Source organism: Paenarthrobacter aromaticivorans (assembly GCF_019038615.1).
GTDB lineage: Bacteria > Actinomycetota > Actinomycetes > Actinomycetales > Micrococcaceae > Arthrobacter > Arthrobacter aromaticivorans.
Genome location: NZ_JAHOPC010000019.1, coordinates 1 through 19610 on the forward strand (window position 1 = coordinate 1; position 19610 = coordinate 19610).

17 protein-coding genes are annotated in these 19610 nt (G+C 62.6%); 9 read left to right on the top strand and 8 right to left on the bottom strand.

Translation table 11 applies throughout. The annotated features are described in order from the left end of the window. Positions 1 to 187 precede the first annotated feature (187 nt). Complete coding sequence (locus KSW38_RS21190) at positions 188 to 1165, bottom strand: patatin-like phospholipase family protein (RefSeq protein WP_216926934.1); 978 nt, start codon at positions 1163 to 1165, stop codon at positions 188 to 190. 46 nt (positions 1166 to 1211) lie between these two features. Next, positions 1212 to 1418, bottom strand: coding sequence for a hypothetical protein (locus KSW38_RS21195; RefSeq protein WP_216926935.1), 207 nt, complete (start codon positions 1416 to 1418; stop codon positions 1212 to 1214). Here KSW38_RS21195 and KSW38_RS21200 point away from each other — a divergent pair. Together KSW38_RS21200 and KSW38_RS21205 are read left to right on the top strand one after the other, a co-directional pair. Beyond that, the gene (locus KSW38_RS21200; RefSeq protein ID WP_216926936.1) at positions 1417 to 1911 is read left to right on the top strand and encodes an SRPBCC domain-containing protein; all 495 of its coding nucleotides are present in this window, start codon (positions 1417 to 1419) and stop codon (positions 1909 to 1911) included. The genes KSW38_RS21195 and KSW38_RS21200 overlap by 2 nt on opposite strands. Continuing rightward, a complete protein-coding gene (locus tag KSW38_RS21205; protein WP_346433258.1) occupies positions 1880 to 2428 on the top strand; it encodes a GNAT family N-acetyltransferase in 549 nt (182 codons plus the stop codon). The genes KSW38_RS21200 and KSW38_RS21205 overlap by 32 nt, the downstream gene beginning before the upstream one ends. Before the next feature lie 38 nt (positions 2429 to 2466). Here KSW38_RS21205 and KSW38_RS21210 read toward each other — a convergent pair whose 3' ends face one another. Beyond that, the gene (locus KSW38_RS21210; protein ID WP_216926938.1) at positions 2467 to 3489 is read right to left on the bottom strand and encodes a LacI family DNA-binding transcriptional regulator; all 1023 of its coding nucleotides are present in this window, start codon (positions 3487 to 3489) and stop codon (positions 2467 to 2469) included. Positions 3490 to 3509: 20 nt separating this feature from the next. Further along, positions 3510 to 5267: a glycoside hydrolase family 13 protein gene (locus KSW38_RS21215; protein WP_216926939.1), complete on the bottom strand. Its 1758-nt coding sequence runs from the start codon at positions 5265 to 5267 to the stop codon at positions 3510 to 3512. Positions 5268 to 5473: 206 nt separating this feature from the next. On the opposite strand from KSW38_RS21215, the gene KSW38_RS21220 reads away from it, so the two are divergent. From KSW38_RS21220 to KSW38_RS21250, 7 genes are all read left to right on the top strand, one after another. Continuing rightward, positions 5474 to 6772, top strand: coding sequence for a sugar ABC transporter substrate-binding protein (locus KSW38_RS21220; RefSeq protein ID WP_216926940.1), 1299 nt, complete (start codon positions 5474 to 5476; stop codon positions 6770 to 6772). Positions 6773 to 6888: 116 nt separating this feature from the next. Beyond that, complete coding sequence (locus KSW38_RS21225; protein WP_216926941.1) at positions 6889 to 8562, top strand: ABC transporter permease subunit; 1674 nt, start codon at positions 6889 to 6891, stop codon at positions 8560 to 8562. Further along, complete coding sequence (locus tag KSW38_RS21230; RefSeq protein ID WP_216926942.1) at positions 8562 to 9500, top strand: sugar ABC transporter permease; 939 nt, start codon at positions 8562 to 8564, stop codon at positions 9498 to 9500. Before KSW38_RS21225 ends, KSW38_RS21230 begins: the two co-directional genes overlap by 1 nt. A gap of 2 nt (positions 9501 to 9502) precedes the next feature. Beyond that, positions 9503 to 11422: a glycoside hydrolase family 13 protein gene (locus KSW38_RS21235; RefSeq protein ID WP_216926943.1), complete on the top strand. Its 1920-nt coding sequence runs from the start codon at positions 9503 to 9505 to the stop codon at positions 11420 to 11422. 90 nt (positions 11423 to 11512) lie between these two features. Continuing rightward, a complete protein-coding gene (locus KSW38_RS21240; protein WP_216926991.1) occupies positions 11513 to 12973 on the top strand; it encodes an FAD-binding oxidoreductase in 1461 nt (486 codons plus the stop codon). Positions 12974 to 13318: 345 nt separating this feature from the next. Further along, positions 13319 to 14620, top strand: coding sequence for an MFS transporter (locus KSW38_RS21245; RefSeq protein WP_216926944.1), 1302 nt, complete (start codon positions 13319 to 13321; stop codon positions 14618 to 14620). Positions 14621 to 14663: 43 nt separating this feature from the next. Next, positions 14664 to 15167: a pyridoxamine 5'-phosphate oxidase family protein gene (locus KSW38_RS21250; protein ID WP_216926945.1), complete on the top strand. Its 504-nt coding sequence runs from the start codon at positions 14664 to 14666 to the stop codon at positions 15165 to 15167. Positions 15168 to 15250: 83 nt separating this feature from the next. Here the strand turns inward: KSW38_RS21250 and KSW38_RS21255 are convergent, their stop codons facing one another. The 4 genes from KSW38_RS21255 to KSW38_RS21270 are packed head-to-tail and all read right to left on the bottom strand — an operon-like array spanning position 15251 to position 19601. Continuing rightward, the gene (locus tag KSW38_RS21255; RefSeq protein WP_216926946.1) at positions 15251 to 16480 is read right to left on the bottom strand and encodes an amidohydrolase family protein; all 1230 of its coding nucleotides are present in this window, start codon (positions 16478 to 16480) and stop codon (positions 15251 to 15253) included. A 36-nt stretch (positions 16481 to 16516) separates the two neighbouring features. After that, positions 16517 to 17539, bottom strand: a complete 1023-nt coding sequence (locus KSW38_RS21260; protein WP_216926947.1) for an ABC transporter ATP-binding protein — start codon at positions 17537 to 17539, stop codon at positions 16517 to 16519. An 8-nt stretch (positions 17540 to 17547) separates the two neighbouring features. Next, the gene (locus KSW38_RS21265) at positions 17548 to 18603 is read right to left on the bottom strand and encodes an ABC transporter ATP-binding protein (RefSeq protein WP_216926948.1); all 1056 of its coding nucleotides are present in this window, start codon (positions 18601 to 18603) and stop codon (positions 17548 to 17550) included. Continuing rightward, positions 18600 to 19601 carry an ABC transporter permease gene (locus KSW38_RS21270; RefSeq protein WP_216926949.1) on the bottom strand — a complete coding sequence of 334 codons (1002 nt, stop codon included), beginning with the start codon at positions 19599 to 19601 and terminating at the stop codon, positions 18600 to 18602. The genes KSW38_RS21265 and KSW38_RS21270 overlap by 4 nt, the downstream gene beginning before the upstream one ends. Positions 19602 to 19610 lie beyond the last annotated feature (9 nt).

The window sequence follows — 19610 nt, forward strand, 5'->3', positions numbered from 1 at the left end:
TAAGACCCACAGCGCCGATGGTACTGCACCCGGGAGGGTGTGGGAGAGTAGGACACCGCCGGACACACATTAGGTCGAGACCCCCCAACCCACACCGGGTCGGGGGGTCTCCCACATTTAAACGACACACCCAACACAAAGCAAGCCCCGACCACCACAGCCGGGGCTCGCCTCATTTAACGCGCATTTAGCTGTTCCAGAACCCATCGAGTTGCTCCGCAAGGGCGCGGCCTTGCTCGTAACCGGCCTGGGCAGCCGCCGGACGCATCGACGCATCCATCGCATTGGCCCCGAACATGTGCTCGGCCCTGCTCTCCGGGAAGATCGTTTCGACCCGGCTGCCGCCGGCGCGTAATTCGTCGACCTGTGTGGCGAGGTCCATGCCCCACTCCAGCGGAGTCCGTGTTCTCCCCCCAAAGGGTGAGAGCACCAGCACGCGGGCGTATCCCGCTGCAAGATCCGCATTCTGGGCGTTGGCTCGATACCCGCCGTCAATGTATCGGCCGTCACCGATGCTGTAGGCGAACCCACTGGAGCAGCTGGCCGCTACGGCATCCGCCAGTTCTACGCCGCTGTGACTGTCGAACTGGACGGGCTGACCCGTCCTGGCATCCACTGCAGTGATGAGTACGGTTCGTTGCGGCCACTGCAAAGTTGGGAGTCGGGCGGCGACGGTTGCACGCCACTGGCTTTGCCTTGATTCGTCCGCACTGGCAGCCGACTCAAGCGCTGCAGCGCCCATCCTTCGGCGCATATCGGCAGGATCCGTAGAGGCCTCAATGATTTTTCGTGTTCTTTCCAAATGGTCCAACACGTGCCGGGCTGGACCGGACTGCGATGGACCAGACTGCGCTGGACCGGAGCGCGTTGCAGTGGCTTCCGGCGACCGTTGTTGTTGTGGCTGGGGTGGTGCCGCAAGGATAGCTGCGTACAGTTCTGAAGGGCTCGCGCCAGCTATCTGTGCCGCGGCGGTGGAGCCAGCCGATGTGCCGACAGTCAGGTCGGCTGTGGTCACATCCATTCCGGCATCGAACATTCCGGCGATCACGCCGATCAGCCATGCATTGCCCGTGGATCCACCGCCACCAAGCACAAGGGCTTTTCCGGCTGTTTGCTTAGGAACAGTGGCAGGATTTTCCTGGGTTGAAAAAGGTGTTGTGTTCATGGGAGTCGCCTTTCGCGAATTGCCTCTGTGGCGCTCCCGTTGGCGACTAGCTGAGTCGCGAGATCGTGTCCTGCGGGGGAGCACCCATTTCGGATACTGCGTTCATGGGTCTCACCTCCTGTTGATAGATCACGATCAACGGGACTCTAACACCGCGCTTACGGGCTGCGCAACCAAGCCATCCTCCAGCATCCGGAGTGGACATGGTTGCCGGGGGATTGTGCGTTTCGGCACCGGTAGAGTTGGTGGTCATGGACAGTATTTTCAGTCATCCCGAGCCGGAGCCTGAGCCCTCGTCACAGGACACCAACGATCTTGAACCCCTGGTGGTGACAGTGGTGGTGCCAGCCAGCGTTTCACATGCCTTCTTGGGGTTTACGGACCATCCTCATCTGTGGTGGCCCCTCGAAGAGGAGAGTGTGTTCGGCGCGGGATCACACGTGGAATTCGAGGAGAACCTGATCCTGGAGACGGCCGAGGACGGACGCACCTCGGTGTGGGGAACCATCGATGACTGGCAGCCGCCGCTGTCCTTCCATGCAAGCTGGTATCCGGCGAGCACGCCCCTCTGGTCCACGGAATTGAGGGTCTCGTTCAGGGCGGTGGATGGTGGCACGGAGGTACGGTTGGTTCACGACGGTTGGGAAGGTGCTGAGGATCCTGCAGCCAGCCGGGCATCGTATGCGGAAGGGTGGCCTCGCGTCCTGGAACGCTATGTACGGTTCATGGGCGGGACCGTTGCCTAGAGTCAGGAGACTTCGTGCTGAAGATTGGTCTCTCCTGAGGAAAGTCCGGCTGGAAATGCTAACGGATACGCCTATGGCTTATGTCGAAAGCCTGGAGGCGGCGCGGCGGCAAACGGACCCGCAATGGCAGGAACGGACTGCAGCTATGGCCGGCGATTCCAGCGTGACGTTGGTGGCTGACGGTGGCGTGGATGGAAGCCCGTTCTGTGGGCTGATGAGGGTTGTCCTGAAGCATCCTCAAGACCCGAAGAAGCCACTTCAAGCCATGCTGATAAGTGTCTATGTTGCCCCCGAACATCGAGGTTTGGGATTGGCGGATGAGCTCCTTCACCAGGCCTGCGAGGCTGCCCGGATCGATCTGGGTGCCGAGCTCTTGGAGTTGGGCGTCCACGAGGACAATACGAGGGCGTTGGCTTTCTACCGGCGGCACGGTTTCAGCACCACAGGGGACAGCCGGCCGTATCCCCAGGACACGTCCAAGCAGGAACTGGTCATGGAAAAGGTCTTGAAGCAGTAGCCGAAGTTTTGGGCGGTAGCCCCGGGGCGGGCGCCAGCCTAGGCGGCGTCGCTCCTGGGCACGGCCGTGCTCGAACGAACCACGAGCTTGGTGGGGTGTTCAGTATCGGCAGGTACAAGGTCCAGGCCATTGTTGATGGCGCCCAGCAAAGTGCGCACGGCCAGTGCTCCTTGCCCCTTTGCGTCCTGGTCGATGGTGGTGAGGCCCATGACCTTCCCGAGGTCGTGTCCGTCGATGCCGATGACCGAGAGGTCCTCTGGAATTCGCAGGCCGAAGTCACGCGCAGCAAGAATGGTGCCGATGGCCATCTCATCTGATGCAGCAAAGACTGCCGTTGGTCGCTCTGGTGCGCCTCCCAGCAAATGTCGGGCAGCGGCGTAAGCGCCTTCGATAGTGAAGTCAGCGGAAGCGATCCATTCGGGCCGAACCTGGCAGTCGGCGTCGTTCATTGCTTTCTCGAAACCACCGCGACGTGTCCCGGGAAGCTGGAAGTCCTGATCGTATGCTTCTTCGCCGGTCATGTGGGCGATCTTGGTATGACCCAGGCCGATCAGGTGGTTTGTGGCTTGCTGTGCGATCGCGGAATCGTCGATCCTGATGGTCGACGCCCCCGGAAGGGGGCCGCCGATGCCGACGATGGGCCGATGGACTGCAAGGAGCTGCTGCATCTCGTCCTCGCTGAGCTCCAAGGAGACTGCAATGACCGCGTCCACGCGCTTGCGCAGCAGGAAGTCGTTGAACACGCTGTGCCGGTGTTGCGGGTCTTCGCCGATGTTGTAGAGCGTGAGGTCGTATCCGGCACTCAGGAGCGCAGCGGAGGCACCCTCGATCACCGCTGAATAGAACCAGCGGTGGACCGAGGGCACCACCAGGCCAACGTTGTGCGTACGGCCAGAGGCCAGACTCGAGGCGTGATAGGAGAGCACGAAGCCAAGCTCGGCTGCGGCGGCACGTGCCCGTTCCCGGCTGGCGGGGGAGACGTTGCCCTTGCCACTGAGCGCGCGTGAAACCGTGGCAACGGAGAGTCCCGATCGCTCGGCTACGTCCTTGATGCCGGTCATGCTGCTCCTCGGTGGGAAAGTTAGCTGGTTGTGAGCCAGATGCTCTCCCCCGAGCTTAGTAGATCCGTGCCCTGCAGATCGGAGTCCATGGAATGGGCGACGCCTGCCGCCGAACTGCGAAGGATGACGTTGCCGTCGGAAAGCGGCAGGGGCTGGTTACCCACGTTCATGATCACCAAGGTGTCGCCGTTGACGTAGGCGAGCGAGGATTCGGTGCAGTAGTCCTCCACCCATGCCAGGGAACCCTGGCCCAGCCGACGCTCGGCGCGTTGGGCAAGCATCTCACGGTAAAGATTAAGGTGCGACGCCGGATCCGCCTGCTGCTTGTCCCTCGCCAATGCGGCCCAGGACTCTGGCTGCGGCAGCCAGGGATCCTGGCCATCTCCGAAACCCGCATGCAACTCCGAAGAACGCCATGGCAGCGGCACGCGGCAGCCGTCGCGGCCTATTCTTTCTCCGCCGGTCCGGGCGAAGGTGGGGTCCTGGCGCATGCTCCCGGGAATGCTTGTGGAGTCAGGCAGCCCAAGCTCTTCCCCTTGGTACAGGTAGGCACCACCGGGGAGGCCAAGCATGAACATGGTGGCCGCGGCAGCCCGACGTCGTCCGAGTGCTTCATTGGGTTGTACGTCGTCGGGACCGATACCGTCGCCATCGCGGGGACCTGGTCCCTCGTAACCGAAGCGTGAGGCGTGCCGCACGACGTCGTGGTTGGACAGCACCCATGTGCTGGGCGCGCCAACCGAGTCCAGGGAGACCAGCGAGTCGGTGATGATGTGGCGCAGTCGGTTCACGTCCAGGCCGGCGTGCAGGTACGGGAAATTGAAGGCCTGATGCATCTCGTCGGGCCGGACCCACTGTGCCAGCCGGGGAAGGGGATCGACGTTGGCTTCGGCGCAGAGGATCCGATCGGGGCCATATTCCTCCAGGATGGAGCGCCAGCGCCGGTAGATATCGTGCAAAGCGGGCTGGCCGAACATAGGGGCCTCGTGGCCGGGGTAGCCATCGGAGCTGTTGCCATCCGCGCGTCCACCCCAGTTGGGCAGGCCGGCGGCCTTAACGAGCGCGTGGGCCACGTCAACCCTGAAACCGGAAATTCCGCGATCCAGCCAGAAGCGGAGGACCCGCTCAAACTCGGCGTGCACGGCACGGTTGTCCCAGTTGAAATCAGGCTGAGAGGAATCAAAGAGGTGCAGGTACCACTGTCCGGGCTGGCCATTCGGTTCCGTGATGCGGGTCCAGGCCGGGCCGCCAAAGTGGGACTGCCAGTTGTTGGGAGGTTCGTTTCCGTCAGGTCCTTGGCCGTCCCGGAAGATAAACATGTCCCGCTCGCGGCTGTTGGCCGGAGCCGCGAGTGCCGCTTGGAAGGCGGCGTGTTGGTCGGAGCAGTGGTTGGGCACAAGATCTGCAATGACCCGCAGGTGCAGGCGGTTGGCTTCGTAGATCAGGGCGTCGAAGTCCGCGAGGCTTCCGAACAGCGGATCGACATCGCAGTAGTCGCTCACGTCATAGCCTGCGTCCCGCTGGGGTGAGCGATAGAACGGCGAGAGCCAGACGGCATCCACGCCCAGTTCGGCGAGGTGGGAGAGTTCGTGGGTGATACCGGCGAGGTCACCGATTCCGTCGCCATTGAGGTCCCGGAAGGACCGCGGATAAATCTGGTAAATGACTGCGGAGCGCCACCATCCGTGAGCTGCGGAGGCCTCGTGGACGGGCGTCAATCTAGCGAAAGCTGCAGCGGGCGCGGACGCCTCAACTGGGAGCAATGAATCAACAGACATGAACACATCGTAGGAGACCAGGCATCAGATTGGAAACGCTTTCAGTCAAAATGACCCTTCCATGACAGCTCTGTGGAGTATCGGGGTTTACCAATCATCGTTTCAGCATGTACTGTTTGGAAGCGCTTGCAGTTGTGAGCCACATCACCGACGTTGCCTCTGGGCATAGAGCCCCGCCGTCGAAGCACATAAGGAAAGGGACACCAATGAAGGTGCACAACACCCTCGCGACTCAGACCACCCGCCGCGTTTTCGCTACCGGCGCGATCTCCGTGGTCGCAGCCCTGGCCCTGAGCGCCTGTGGCGGCAGCGCCTCCACCGCTCCCAGTTCGGAAGCCGCCAAGCAGGACCTCAAGGCAGCCGGCGCCGGCACCATCACCATGTGGGTAGACGCCGAACGATCGCCCGCGTTGAAGGACATCACCGAAAAGTTCAAGTCCGACACCGGCATCGAAGTCAAGCTCGTAGTGAAGGACTTCGCTGCCGTCCGCGATGACTTCATCACGCAGGTTCCAACCGGCCAAGGCCCCGATCTGATCGTTGGACCGCACGACTGGATTGGAAAGTTTGTTCAAAACGGTGTGATCGCACCGGTGGAACTAGGCGACAAAGCCAGCCAGTTCCAGGATTCCTCCATCAAGGCCATGACCTACAACGGCGCCGTCTATGGCGTACCGTACGCGATCGAGAATATTGCCCTGCTGCGCAACACCAGCATCGTGGACAGCAAGGCGAGCACTCTGGATGAGGTAGTGGCCAACGGCAAGAAGGCCGTTGCAGAGGGCAAAGCCACCTTCCCGTTCCTGGTGGGAATGGATCCCAAACAGGGCGATCCGTACCACCTGTACCCGCTGCAGTCATCCATGGGTTCGCAGGTTTTCGGTAAGAACGCCGACGGCGGTTACGATGCCAAGCAGTTGCTCATTGGTGACGCTGCCGGCGTGGAATTCGCCAAGAAGCTGGCCGCCTGGGGCGATGCCGGCGAGAAAATCATCAACTCCAACATCACCGGCGACATCGCCAAGGAGAAATTCCTTGCCGGAGAATCGCCGTACTTCCTGACGGGCCCGTGGAACGTGCCGGATGTTCAGAAGAAGGGCATTAAGTTCGCAGTTGATGAGCTGCCCACGGCCGGTGGCGAGGCTGCGCAGCCCTTCATCGGCGTCAACGGCTTCTTCATCAGCGCTAAGAGCGCCAACGCCCTGGCCACCAATGAATTCGTCACCAACTACCTCACCTCAGAGTCCGCCCAGGACTCCATGTACGCGGCAGGCGGTCGTCCTCCGGCACTCAAGGCATCCTTTGAGAAGGCAGCCAGCGATCCCGTAGTGGAGGCCTTCGGCAAGATCGGAGCCACCGGCGTGCCCATGCCGGCTATCCCCGAAATGAGCGCCGTCTGGGCTGACTGGGGCGCCACGGAACTGGCCATCATCAAGGGCCAGGGCGATCCCGCTGAAGCGTGGGCCAAGATGGCCGCGAGCATCAAGTCCAAGATCGGCGGCTGACGCCTCAACCGGTGATTCCACCGGTCTGCCCGGGGCCGGACGGTGCCCGCCGCCCGGCCCCGGGACCACCGTCCGGCCCGTGCCAGCCGCAAACTGCTTTAGTCCAAGGATCCAAAATGCCAAAGCCAGATCTCCACGAACCGCCAGCCAGCCCAGCCAGTACGACGCTGGTGCAGCCGCCTCGCGGTACTGCCCACCCGAAGGTTGCCCACCAGGACGCGGCCCACCGGACTATCCGGAACGGCCGCCGGGGCCCCGACTCCATCAAGGGCACCATCCTCAAGATCGTCCTGTTGGGCTTGGTGGATGCCTTTGCCGTGTACGTGCTGATGATGCTGTTCCTGAGCCAATCATGGGCCGCGCTCGCCGTCTCCTCGCTGGTGGTGCTGGCGATTAACTGGATCTATTTGCGCAGGGGTGGGCTTCCGGCGAAGTATCTGGCTCCGGGTGTGCTGTTCCTGCTGGTATTCCAGGTCCTGGTGGTGTTCTTCAGCGGTTATATCGCCTTCACCAACTATGGCGACGGGCATAACAGCACCAAGGAAGACGCCATCGCGGCCATCCAGCTGACCGCCCAGAAGCGCGTCCCGGATTCGCCTACATACAAGGCGGCCGTGCTGACCAAGGGCGATACGTTCTACCTGTTGTTTACAGACCCCTCCGGCAAAGCCCAAATAGGCAGCACCGATGAGCCACTCACTGAGGTGTCAGGGGCGGGAAAGGATTCCACTGGCAAGGCCAACTCCCTTCCTGGCTACGAAACACTGAAGTTCCAGGAGATCGTGGCCAACCAGCAGGAAATTCTGAAGATTACCGTTCCCGTCTCAGAGAACCCCGCTGATGGAACCCTGCGCACCGCCGATGGCAGCACGGCCTACCAGTTCAAGCCGGCGCTGCGCTACGACACCGCCACCGATACGTTCACTGACAGCGAGACCGGCACGGCCTACCGCGACAACGGCAAGGGCGCCTTTGCGGACGCTAACGGAGAGACGTTGGCCACCGGCTGGAAGATCGACGTCGGCATGGAGAACTTCGCCCGGGCCTTCACCGATCCGAGCCTCCGCGGCCCACTGCTGGGCGTCATCCTTTGGACGTTCACTTTCTCGGTAGCCTCTGTTGCCTTGACGTTCGCCCTGGGGCTGTTCCTGGCCATCACTTTCAACCGTGAGGATCTCCGCGGCAAAAAGGTTTACCGGATCCTGATGATTTTGCCCTACGCCTTCCCGGCATTCCTGTCTGGACTGGTGTGGTCGGGCATCCTCAACCCCGAGTTCGGGTGGCTGAACCAGACACTGCTGGGCGGGGCGCATATTGGCTGGCTCACGGACCCTGTCCTGGCCAAAATCAGCGTGCTGGTGGTCAATGTGTGGCTCGGATTCCCGTACATGTTCCTGGTATGCACCGGGGCACTCCAATCCTTGCCAACAGAAATTGATGAGGCTGCCCGCATGGATGGAGCATCCCCTTGGCGAGTGTTCCGCTCCATCAAGCTGCCGCTGCTCCTGGTCTCGGTGGCACCGCTGCTGATCTCCTCCTTTGCGTTCAACTTCAACAACTTCAATGTCATTTACATGTTGACCGGTGGCGGCCCGCGCTTTGCAGACACCGATCGCGATATCGGAGCCACGGACATCCTGATCACGCTGGTCTACAAGGTGGCGTTCGGCCAAGGCACAGGGCGCGACTACGGACTGGCCAGCGCGCTCGCCATCATCATCTTCATCATCGTGGCCACGATTTCGGCCATTAGCTTCAAGCAGACCAAAGCACTCGAGGACGTGAACTAATGAGCGAGGCACAGGTACGCACCCTCCCCAGCATTGAACAGGCGCACGACGGCGGTCCCGCACCGTTGGTGCCAAAGCGGCGTCCCTTTGGGGTTTGGTTCAAGGACAAAGGCTGGCGGCACGCCGTCGGCATCGTCACCACCATCTTCGCCGTGTTCCCGCTGCTCTACGTTTTGTCGGCGGCGCTGGACTCCAACGGCACCTTGGTCGGCTCCAACGGTCTGTTCTCCAGGTTCGATACCGGCAACTTCACTGCGCTCTTCAGCGATCCGAGCCGTCCCTTCGGGCGCTGGTTCCTCAACACCCTGGTGGTGGGCCTGGTGACCTCCGCCGCCACAGTCTTCCTGGGGGCGATGGCCGCGTACGCATTCTCCCGCATGCGCTTCAAAGGCCGACGAGTGGGACTGTTGACCCTGCTCCTGCTGCAGATGTTCCCGCAGCTGCTGGCCGTCGTCGCAATCTTCCTCCTCCTCAGCGGTATCTCACAGGTGATCCCCGCCCTGGGCCTTGGCAGCCAACTGGGGCTCATCATGGTGTACCTCGGCGGTGCGCTGGGCGTGAACACGTACCTCATGTACGGCTTTTTCAACACGGTCCCGCAGTCGCTGGACGAAGCTGCAAAGATCGATGGTGCCAGCCACGTCCAGATCTTCTTCGGCATCATCCTGCGCCTGGTCACTCCCATCCTGGCCGTTGTTGGACTGCTGGCATTCATCGGTATTTCCAGTGAATTCGTGATCGCCAGCGTTGTCCTCACCGATCCTGATAGCCAGACACTCGCCGTCGGGCTCTATTCCTACGTGGCACAGCAGCGTTCCGAGAATTGGGGCGTCTTCGCCGCTGGCGCCGTCATCGCGGCTATCCCGGTCATGGCTCTGTTCCTCTTCCTGCAGAAGTACATCGTCAGCGGCCTTACGGCTGGCTCAGTGAAAGGATGACAATGTCGCTTGTCGTTCCACATCACGACGGATCCGCCCTTTATGTTTCGGGTCATGCTCCCGGACGGATTTCACTGGGCGAGGTTGTTCGGCTTCGTCTACGGGTTCCGCAGGAGTGGGGTTCCGCGTCCCGGGTTTGGGTCCGTTCCGTACAGGACGGCGAGCCGCGGTACGACGCTGCGATCCGGCTCGGCAGCATCGATGGCTGGGACTGGTGGGAAACGGCGATGCTCGTGGCCAATCCCGTGGCCAAGTACCGGTTCCTGCTGGAAATCGAGAGCATCAGCGCAAGTGGGCGGCACTACTGGAACCTCAACGCCCAAGGGCTTTTTAACCGGGATGTTGCTGATGCAGCGGACTTCCGCCTCACCACGTTTGCTCCCGCACCGCAGTGGCTGCATCAGGCCACCATGTACCAGGTGTTTCCGGATCGCTTCGCCCGCTCTGCCCAGGCGGATGCGCACCCCCTCCCGGACTGGGCTGTGGGCAGCTCGTGGGAAGAACCAGTGGTGGCTACCGGGCGGGAAACGCCCATTCAGTTCTACGGTGGCGACCTGCCTGGAATCACGGGGAAACTGGACCATCTCCAGGAACTGGGCATCGACGTTCTCTACCTGACGCCATTCTTCCCGGCCCGTTCCAACCACCGCTACGACGCCTCCACCTTCGACTCCGTGGACCCACTCCTTGGCGGGAACCAAGCGCTGGTGGAGCTGGTGGAGGCGGCGCATTCCCGGGGCATTCGTGTGATGGGTGACCTCACCGCCAATCACACTGGCGATGCACACGACTGGTTCGTGAAGGCTCTCGCCGATCCGGGCTCAGAGGAGGCAGGGTACTACTACTTCAGCGAGGACCATTCGACGTACGAGTCGTGGTGGGGTGTGCCGTCGCTGCCGAAACTTAATTGGTCTTCGGAGGCCCTCCGGCGGCGTTTCGTGACTGACGACGATTCGGTGGTTGCCCGGTGGCTCAAACCGCCCTTCAACCTGGACGGCTGGAGGATAGACGTCGGCAATATGACCGGACGCCTTGGCGCCGTGGACCTGAATCACGAGGTTGCGCGGCTCATCGCCGAGCGGGTTCGTGAGATCAACCCGGACGCAGCTTTGTTGGCCGAGTCCACCTCCGATGCCGCGCCGGACTTCACGGGTGAGCACTGGCACGGTGCCATGACGTACTCCAACCTCACCCGGCCACTGTGGTCCTGGCTTGCGGGGGATGCACCGCACGTAAACTTCTTCGGCTCGCCCCAGGCAGGACCCAACAAGATCGAGGCCGAAACCTTCCTGGCCACGCATCAGGACCTCGCTGCGGGATTTAGCTGGGGTGTGCGAAATAGCACGATGAATGCCCTCAACACACATGACACCGCACGCGCAACGACAGTAATGCTCGACGGCGGCCAGGAAGTTGGCGCTCTGCTCACCTTCACCCTGCCAGGCGTTCCGGTGCTGTTCGCGGGAGACGAGTTCGGCCTTGAAGGCTTCAACGGCGAGGACTCCAGGACACCCATGCCATGGGACTGGCAGGAAGGAAAATCCAGCCGCCACCCCGTCAAGGATTTGCGTTCCTTCTACTCGGCTCTGGGGAGGCTCAGGAGCGGGCTGACCGCACTCACCGAAGGCGGGCTGCGCTGGATCCACGCCGAGGGGGACGCCCTGGTATTCGTGCGTGAGACCGCTGACTCCGCAGTTCTGGTCATGGCCGTCCGCGACTCTGCCCGGGTCTGTGTAGATAACGCCGTCCTTTCCAAGCAGCAACTCCATTCGCTGTCCGCGCCACCCCTGCACAGTTTTGGGAACATCTCCACGAGCTGGGGGAATGACGGCGATGTACTGCTGTGCGCAGACGGCATTTCTGCTGGTATCTGGTCCCTTCCCGGAACCTGCGTTCCCACGGTGGTGGGCGGCGCTGATTAGACTGGGATCACTGAAAACTCTGCGAAGACTGCCGATTTGGCGTGTCCGCGGAGCTCATGTGAAGGGACCACCTTGTCGGACGAAACGGCTATGGCCGGAACAACAGAGGAAAGCATCAAAGGCCGCACAGTCGGCCGTCAGGAAGCTGACCAGCAAACGGTCGCCGGCCACAGTGATACGCAGCGCGCATTCTTGGCGAGCCTGGCAGCCGGACTTCGGCCCGGCCAGATCGCCGAAGATGAAGCCACCCGCACGGCCTATTCCGTAGATCAAGGACCGCTGCTGGAGCCACACCTGCCGCTCGCGGTCGTTTGGGCCGAATCCGTGGAAGACGTTCAAAACATCGTTCGAAGTTGCGCCGCCCACCAGGTGCCAATCGTCGCGCGTGGTGCCGGAACGGGTGTGTCGGGAGGCGCTCACGCCACCCAAGGATGCATCGTGCTCAGCCTGGAACGAATGAACCGCATCCTGGACCTCAACCCCGACGACGAGACCGCCGTCGTCGAACCTGGCGTCATCAACGCCGAACTGAATGCCGCAGCTGCCGAGCATGGGCTCATGTATGCGCCCGATCCAGCCAGCTACAAGATGTCCACCATCGGTGGCAACGTAGCCACAAACGCCGGTGGACTGCGCTGCGCAAAATACGGTGTGACACGGGATTCCGTCCTTGCGCTGGACGTTGTGCTGGCCGACGGTTCACTGCTCCACACCGGCCACCAAACGTTCAAAGGCGTTGCCGGATACGACCTCACTGCGCTGCTGGTGGGCTCCGAAGGGACACTCGGAATCGTTGTGGGCGTGACGGTCCGCCTGAAGTACCTTCCACGCGAAGTCCACACCATCGCCGCGTTCTACCAAGACTTCCGCAGCGCCGCCGCAGGCGTGTTGGCAGTAGGAAAAGCCCGGGTCCAGCCAGCCATCATGGAACTCCTGGACAACGGGACACTCACACAGCTCGATGAGATGAACGGCTCAGACCTGCAAACCCGCGGCAAATCGCTGCTGTTGATCCAAACAGACGGTTTTGGAGCAGCCGCCGAGGCCGATGTCGTCCGGCAAGTACTCGCCGAAGGCGGAGCCACCGTCACCACCGAAGCCAGCGAAGAAGCCGAAATGCTCGTCGAACTACGCCGCAACAGCCGCGGCGTGGAAATGGACGACGAATTCAGGGTGGGCGAGGACATCGCTGTTCCACGCTCCCGGCTGGTGGACTTCGTGGCAGAACTCGAAGCCATGGCTGACCGCTTCCAAGTCCGCCTCAAAGTGGTGGCCCACGCCGGAGACGGAAACCTCCACCCCACGTTCTGGATGGACAGGGTGGACCCCGCCACGGACGCCGACGCCCTGGTACGCCTCAACGCCGCCCTTGATGAATCGATCCGGGTAGGCCTCGATATGGGTGGCACGATAACCGGCGAGCACGGCGTGGGGCAGTACAAGCTCCGATGGCTGGGACTGGAGCAGCCTGAGCCTGTGCGGGAACTGCAGCGGCGGATCAAGGAGTTGTTCGATCCTGCGGGGATTCTGAATCCGGGGAAGGCTATCTAGGTTTGCTGGGCTGGGCGGGCTGCGCTGGGGCGGCCTGCAGGGCGGGCCGCGGGGCGGGCCGCAGGACCGAAACGCTCTGCGCGCTCGGTCGTTCCTCCCTTAGACGCGCGCTGCCGCGTTTCGGTCCTGCGGCCCTTGCGTTCGTCCCCTCGTCCCCTCGTCCGCGCTGCCGCGTTCCGGCCCTGCGGCCCTTTCATGGCCCTCGCTCTCCGTCCGGGATGGTATTCCAAATAGTCACCTACTCATTTCAGGTCGCATAAGAAGCGCCACGTCTGCTGGGTTTACTTTGTGTCTGGCTCCTCGTAGTCTTGTTTGGTATACCAAAGTTACTATGAGGAGAATGACGTGGAAGAACAGCGCCGTGGTGGCTCCGGAAATTCTGGGCGGGCGTTCCGCGTCCTGGTGTTGTTGGCTTTGGTGCTTGTTTCCGTCAACCTTCGGCCTGCCATCACCACCATTGCCGGTGTTATGAACCAGGTCCCGGGGGCCTTTCAGCTGGATCCGGTTCTGCTGCCTGTTTTGGGTACGTTGCCGGTGCTGGCCTTCGGGGTTTCAGGGCCAATCGGGCCGTGGCTGGCCCGGCGGCTCGGAACGGGGCCCGCCGTGGCGCTTGCACTCTTGGTACTCGCTGCGGCGTTGATCGTCAGGGTCCTGGTACCGGCGCTCCTCCTTCCCGGCACGTTCCTTGCCGGCATGGCAATCATGACGGCCAGCGTGCTGGTTCCCCAGATCGTCAAGGCCAACCACGGCTCCGGCTGGTGGACCGGACTTTGCACCATGGGCTTTGGACTCGGAGCTGCGCTCGGTGCAGGGCTGGTCCAGCCCCTTGCCGAGGCTTTCGGTGGGAGCCTCGCCTGGGCACTGGCGGTGTGGGCCGTCCCGGCACTGTTGGGAGCGTGCCTCATCCAACGCTCCGGAAGACGGCCGACGGCGGCAGGCACCCCTGCTGGCAAAGCCGGGTCAGCGGCGGGCGCCGTTTCGTCGCCGCAGCAAGTCGCACCACTGCGTAAGCAGCGCACGGCCTGGGCCGTGACGGCTTTCTTTGGACTGCAGGCCATGCTCTACTTCGCGATCACGTCCTGGCTGGCCGTTTACCTCGTCTCCAAGGGGCTGTCATCGGCGGACGCAGCTGCGTTGTTGGCGTGGTTCAGCCTGGCGGGCCTCCCCGCGAGCCTGCTGGCTCCCGTGCTGGCCGGTCGTCCAGCCATTCTGCGGATCATGGCACCTGGCCTCGGACTGGCAGTGGCCCTTGCACTCTTGGGAGTCCTCGCAGCGCCAGCCGGCCTGCAGTTCGTCATGGTGGGGATCCTGGGAATAGTCCAGAGCGCCGGGTTCGGCCTGGCGATGGCCTTGGTAGTGATCCGCTCCTCCGGTCCGCAGACAGCGGGAAAGCTCTCGGCCATGAGTCAAGGGCTGGGTTTCGCGCTTGCCTCGCTCGGTCCACTGGTGGCCGGACTGCTCCATACGTGGACCGGAGGCTGGGAAGTGACGTTCTGGGCGCTCGCGGCCGAAGCGGTGATTCTGGCTGGTGCGGGCTTCCTGGCCATACGTGGACCCGTGGTGAATGTTGAGCCGGTGGGGCTGTTGCCCGAGCCGCAGCGAAGGAACGCTGACGACGAAACCCGGCCAGCCGTCGTCGGGCTCTAAACTATGGCTGCGCGCGAGGGTCGCCGAGGACTGTCGGCGGGCTATGCTCCGGCGTATCCTCTGCGATATGACCAACTCAAAGTCTGGCGACAACACTGCCGCCACTGAAGTCCTGGAGACCAACGAATGCTGGGAACTCCTCCGTGGAGTTTCCGTGGGCCGGCTTGCCGTGTGGGTGGACAACCACCCGGACATCTTTCCGGTGAATTACAAGGTGGACCACGGGACCATGGTCTTCCGCACCGGCGAGGGCACCAAGCTTCATGCAGCGCTTGGTGACGCTCCTGTTGCGATCGAGGCTGACGGTGTCGATGCGCAAACCGGAGTGGCCTGGAGCGTGGTGGTCAAGGGGCAAGCTTCCGCAGTGAAGCTGACGCAGGACGTGCTGGATACCATCGGTCTCCTCCTGTTTCCTTGGGAAGCGGGGCAGAAGGACCAGTTCATCCGCATTGTACCGTCGGACGTGTCCGGGCGTCGTTTCAAGGTGACGCCTCCTGTGACCTGGTGGACGCCGCTGGACGATGCGCCCACAGCCAGGGGCGAGTAGCGCTTAACGCCGAGACCCGCCCTTGTCCGTCACTCAGACCGTTCTACGGTCAGGAGCGCGGACAAGAGCGGGTTTCGTAGCAGCTAGAGCAGTTCCAGTTGGTCGGCTACCACCTTGCCGGCGTGGATCACGGTGCGGTCCTTGCCCCGGTCCATCACCGTGGAAGCTACCGTCTCGCCGTCCACCAGGAGCAGTTCGGCCGGATCTCCGACGTCGACGCCGGGACGGTGGGCGGTGTCCTTCAGCCGGGTAGCGCTGGGGTCAAGGATGCTCGCCCCGCCAATAGTGGCGATGGCCAGGCAGTGCTCGATCAACTCGTCCTTGCGGAAGCCATGGGTGAATGCCAGCTGCCAGGTGCGGTCCAGCATGTCCGTGTTGCCGTAGGGGGACCAGTAGTCGCGCTGGCCGTCCTCGCCCAATCCGTAGCGCACCCCAGCCTCGGTGAGGAGCGGGATGGGCAGCTGGCCTGCGGCAGCGGGGGCAACCGAAGCCATGGACACGTCAAGTTCCGCGAAGGCATCAATGAGCCTGCGCGTAGTGGCCTCGTTGACGCTGCCCAGTTGGTAGGCGTGGGACATCGTGACTTTGCCCTGCATGCCGAGCGCCCGCGTGCGTTCCAGAACGAGGTCCGTGCTGAAGACGCCCAGTTCGCCGGGCTCGTGGAGGTGGATGTCGATTGGCACTTGGTACTTCTCAGCCAAGCCAAACACGATGTCCAGGTGTTTCGCCGGATCCCTGTCCAAAGTGCAAGGGTCAATCCCGCCCATGACGTTGGCGCCGGCCTTCAGCGCCTCCTCCATGAGCTCCACCGTCCCGTCTTCAAGGAGCAAGCCAGCCTGCGGGAACGCGATGATATCCACCCAAGCCTGACCGGCGAACTTCTCCTTGGCAGCAGCAACGGCTTCGAAACGCTCCAGCCTGCAGTCCACATCCACCTGAGCATAAGAACGAACACGCGTAGTACCACGGGCGATCATCCGGCCCAGGGTGTCGTTGACACGATCCTGCAGCGGCACCTCGGCACTGCGCCAGTTTTGCCGGTCGTTCATCATCATGGTCCATACACCGGGACCGCCGGTGTGTTCGCGGAATGGCAGGCCGATCCGGGTGGAATCCAGGTGCACATGCACATCGGAGAACGATGGCAGCAGTAAGCGTCCGCGGCCTTCCACAACGGTCGCGCCTTCGGGAACGACGCGGTCAGGGTCATGCGGTTCGACGGCGGTGATCTTGCCGCCTGCTTCTCCCGCGACAAGAGTGACGTCGCTGAGCGCGTTCCCCCAAGGACGGACGGCGCGGATCAGGGTATTCAATGGATGCTCCTTTACTCGTGAATCTGTTGCCTGCATCTATTGCACGCCGGCCAGGACCGTTGCTGCCATACCTGTGTGGTGGCAGGCGGGCGCAGCGGGCTGGGCAGGCGTGGGAATCTGGTTGATGCAGCGTTGGCGCTGTTCCTCGGGAAGAGTGCTGATCAGCGGGCAGCGGGTCCGGAAGACGCAACCGCTGGGCGGATTGGCCGGTGATGGGAGGTCTCCCCGGAGCCGGATCTTCACTTGCCCGCGTGCTGCGCGGGGATCCGGCAGGGGAACTGCAGAGAGCAGGGCCTTGGTGTAAGGGTGTAAGGGGTTCCGGAAGAGCTCATCCCGCGGTCCTTGTTCCACGATCTTGCCAAGGTACATCACGGCGACTTCATGGGAGATGTGCCGAACAACGGAGAGGTCGTGGGCAATGAAGATATAGGACACTCCGGTGTCGCGCTGGATCTGCTGCAACAGGTTCACCACTTGGGCTTGAACGGAGACATCCAAGGCGGATACGGGCTCGTCACAAACAATTACCGATGGGTTCAGGGATATGGCCCGGGCAATTCCGACGCGTTGCCGCTGCCCACCGGAGAACTCGTGCGGGAACCGGTTATAGTGCTCAGGTTTGAGCCCCACTTGGTCCAGTAGTTCCTTGACCCGGTTCTTCAGGCCGCCCTGGGGATTGATCTTCTGCGCCACCATGGGAGCTGCAATCGCTGTACCCACTGTCTGCCTCGGGTTTAGGGAGGCGAACGGGTCCTGGAAGATCATCTGGACTTTGCGCCGGAAGTTGTAAAGGTCCCGCCCGCGAAGCTGGCTGATGTCGACGCCATCCACCACGATTCGGCCCCCTGTCGGGTCCATAAGCCGTGCCACCATGCGGCCCGTGGTCGACTTGCCGCAACCGGACTCACCCACGAGTCCCAAAGTCTGGCCTCGAGCGAGACTGAAGGAGACGCCGTCGACCGCTTTGACCGATCGCTTGGGAGCCCCGGGCAGGAGGCCGCCCTTGAGCGGAAAGTGCTTCTGGAGGTTCTCCACCTGGAGAATTGGTTGATGTTCCATGGCGGGTCCTAACGCGAATTCCGGATGGTGATGATCTGCGGCCCACTCAGATGGCAGCGCTTGCCATGCCCGTCGTCCACCGTCAGCTCAGGCCGCTGCTTGGCGCAGACGCCGTCGCCCACCAGTTCGGCGTACTGGCACCGGGCGCTGAAGATGCAGCCCTGGGGCAGGTCAAGGAGCGACGGCGGCTGGCCGGGTATGGGGTTCAGCTGGCTCGCCGAACCGTTCAGGGTGGGCATCGAATTGAGCAGGCCCAAAGTGTAGGGGTGCCGGGTGTCGTAGAAGATCTCATCCACGGGACCCGATTCGACACACTGGCCGCCGTACATCACAAGGACGTCGTCGCATACTTCGGCCACGACGCCGAGATCGTGCGTGATGAGGATGAGCGCAGAATTGGTTTCTTCCTGGAGCTCAGACATCAGGTCCAGGATCTGGGCCTGAACTGTCACGTCCAACGCGGTGGTGGGTTCGTCAGCGATCAGCAGCTCCGGTTCACAGATCAGTGCCATGGCGATCATGGCCCGTTGGCGCATTCCGCCGGAGAAGTGGTGCGGGTATTCGTCGAAGCGCTGCTCAGGACTGGGGATACCTACCCTTCCGAGCATGTCGACGGCGGCTGTCCGGGCCTGCTTTTTGCTGGCCTTGTTGTGGACCAGATACGCCTCCGCGATCTGGTGTCCAACAGTGTAGAACGGGTGCAGCGCCGAGAGCGGATCCTGGAATATCATGCCGATGTTGCGGCCGCGGAGTTGGCGCATGGCAGATTCCGGGAGGGTGACCAGATCCTTGCCCTGGAACATTGCCTGGCCGGTCACTTGGGCGGAAGTGCCCTTCAGGAGGCCCATGAGGGCCTGGCTGGTGACGGACTTTCCTGAGCCGGACTCGCCGACGATGCCAAGGGTCTGGCCCCGCTCCAGGGTGAAGTCCATCCCGTTGACGGCGGAGACCAGACCGTCGTCCGTGGGGAACTTCACGGAGAGGTTGCGGACGTCCAGGAAGGCACTCGCTCCGTGATCCGGCGCAGGCCGGGAGAGCGGTTGGGTGAGTGGTGTGTGGGTCATTGGAGCCTCACTCGGGGATCGATGGCGGCATAGGCGAGGTCCACCACAACATTGGCTACGATGACGAAGAACGCGGCCAACATGGTGATCGCCATGGTGACGGGCAGGTCACCCGAAATTGCGGCGTGCACTGCGGTGAAGCCCAGGCCGGGAACGGAGAAGATCTGCTCGGTGAGGACGGCACCTCCCAGGAGCAATCCGATGTCCATGCCAAGCATGGTGACAACGGGCGTGATCCCGGCGCGGACGCCGTGCTTGAACGTCACGGTCCGTGGTGCCAGGCCCTTGGCGCGGGCAGTGCGGATGAAGTCCTCGCCGAATGTCTCGATCATGTTGGTCCGGGTGACACGGATGTAGGAGGCGCTGAACAGCACGGCCAACGCGATCCATGGCAGCAGGTAGTTCGCCACCCATGCGCCCGGTCCCTGTGGACCAAAGGGGCTATTGATCTCGTTGGTTGTGAACGGCAGAAGGTGTAGCTGGTTGACGAAGAGAAGCAGCAGGAACAGGCCCGTAACCGGGATGGGCAGCGATACGCCCACCGACGCTGCGCCCACGATGAACTTGTCCACTGGCGAGCCCTTGCGCAGCGCGGCGAGAAGGCCCAAGCCGACGCCGGTGATGGTCCACAGGATGAGTGCCCCAATGGCCATGGAGAACGTGTAGGGGAGCGATCGGGCGATGATGTCCGCAACACTCTCATTGGTCTGGAAAGACTTGCCCAAGCATGGCCATTCACAGAGCGTTTGGGCTCCGGGCGCACCGATCATCCGGGGCGAGAAAAGGCCACGCATGTAGTCGATGTACTGGACAAAGAACGGCTGGTCCATGCCCAGGGCAACGCGGGCCTCGGCCACGCGTTCAGGAGTGCATTCCTGTCCGCAGGCGGCGGCCGCGGGGTCCGAGGGGCCAAGCTGGAAGAGCGTGAAAGTGATGAAACTGACTGCGGCGAGCAGCAGGACCAACGATCCGGTCCTGCGAAGAATGAAAGTCATCATGGTGGTGGT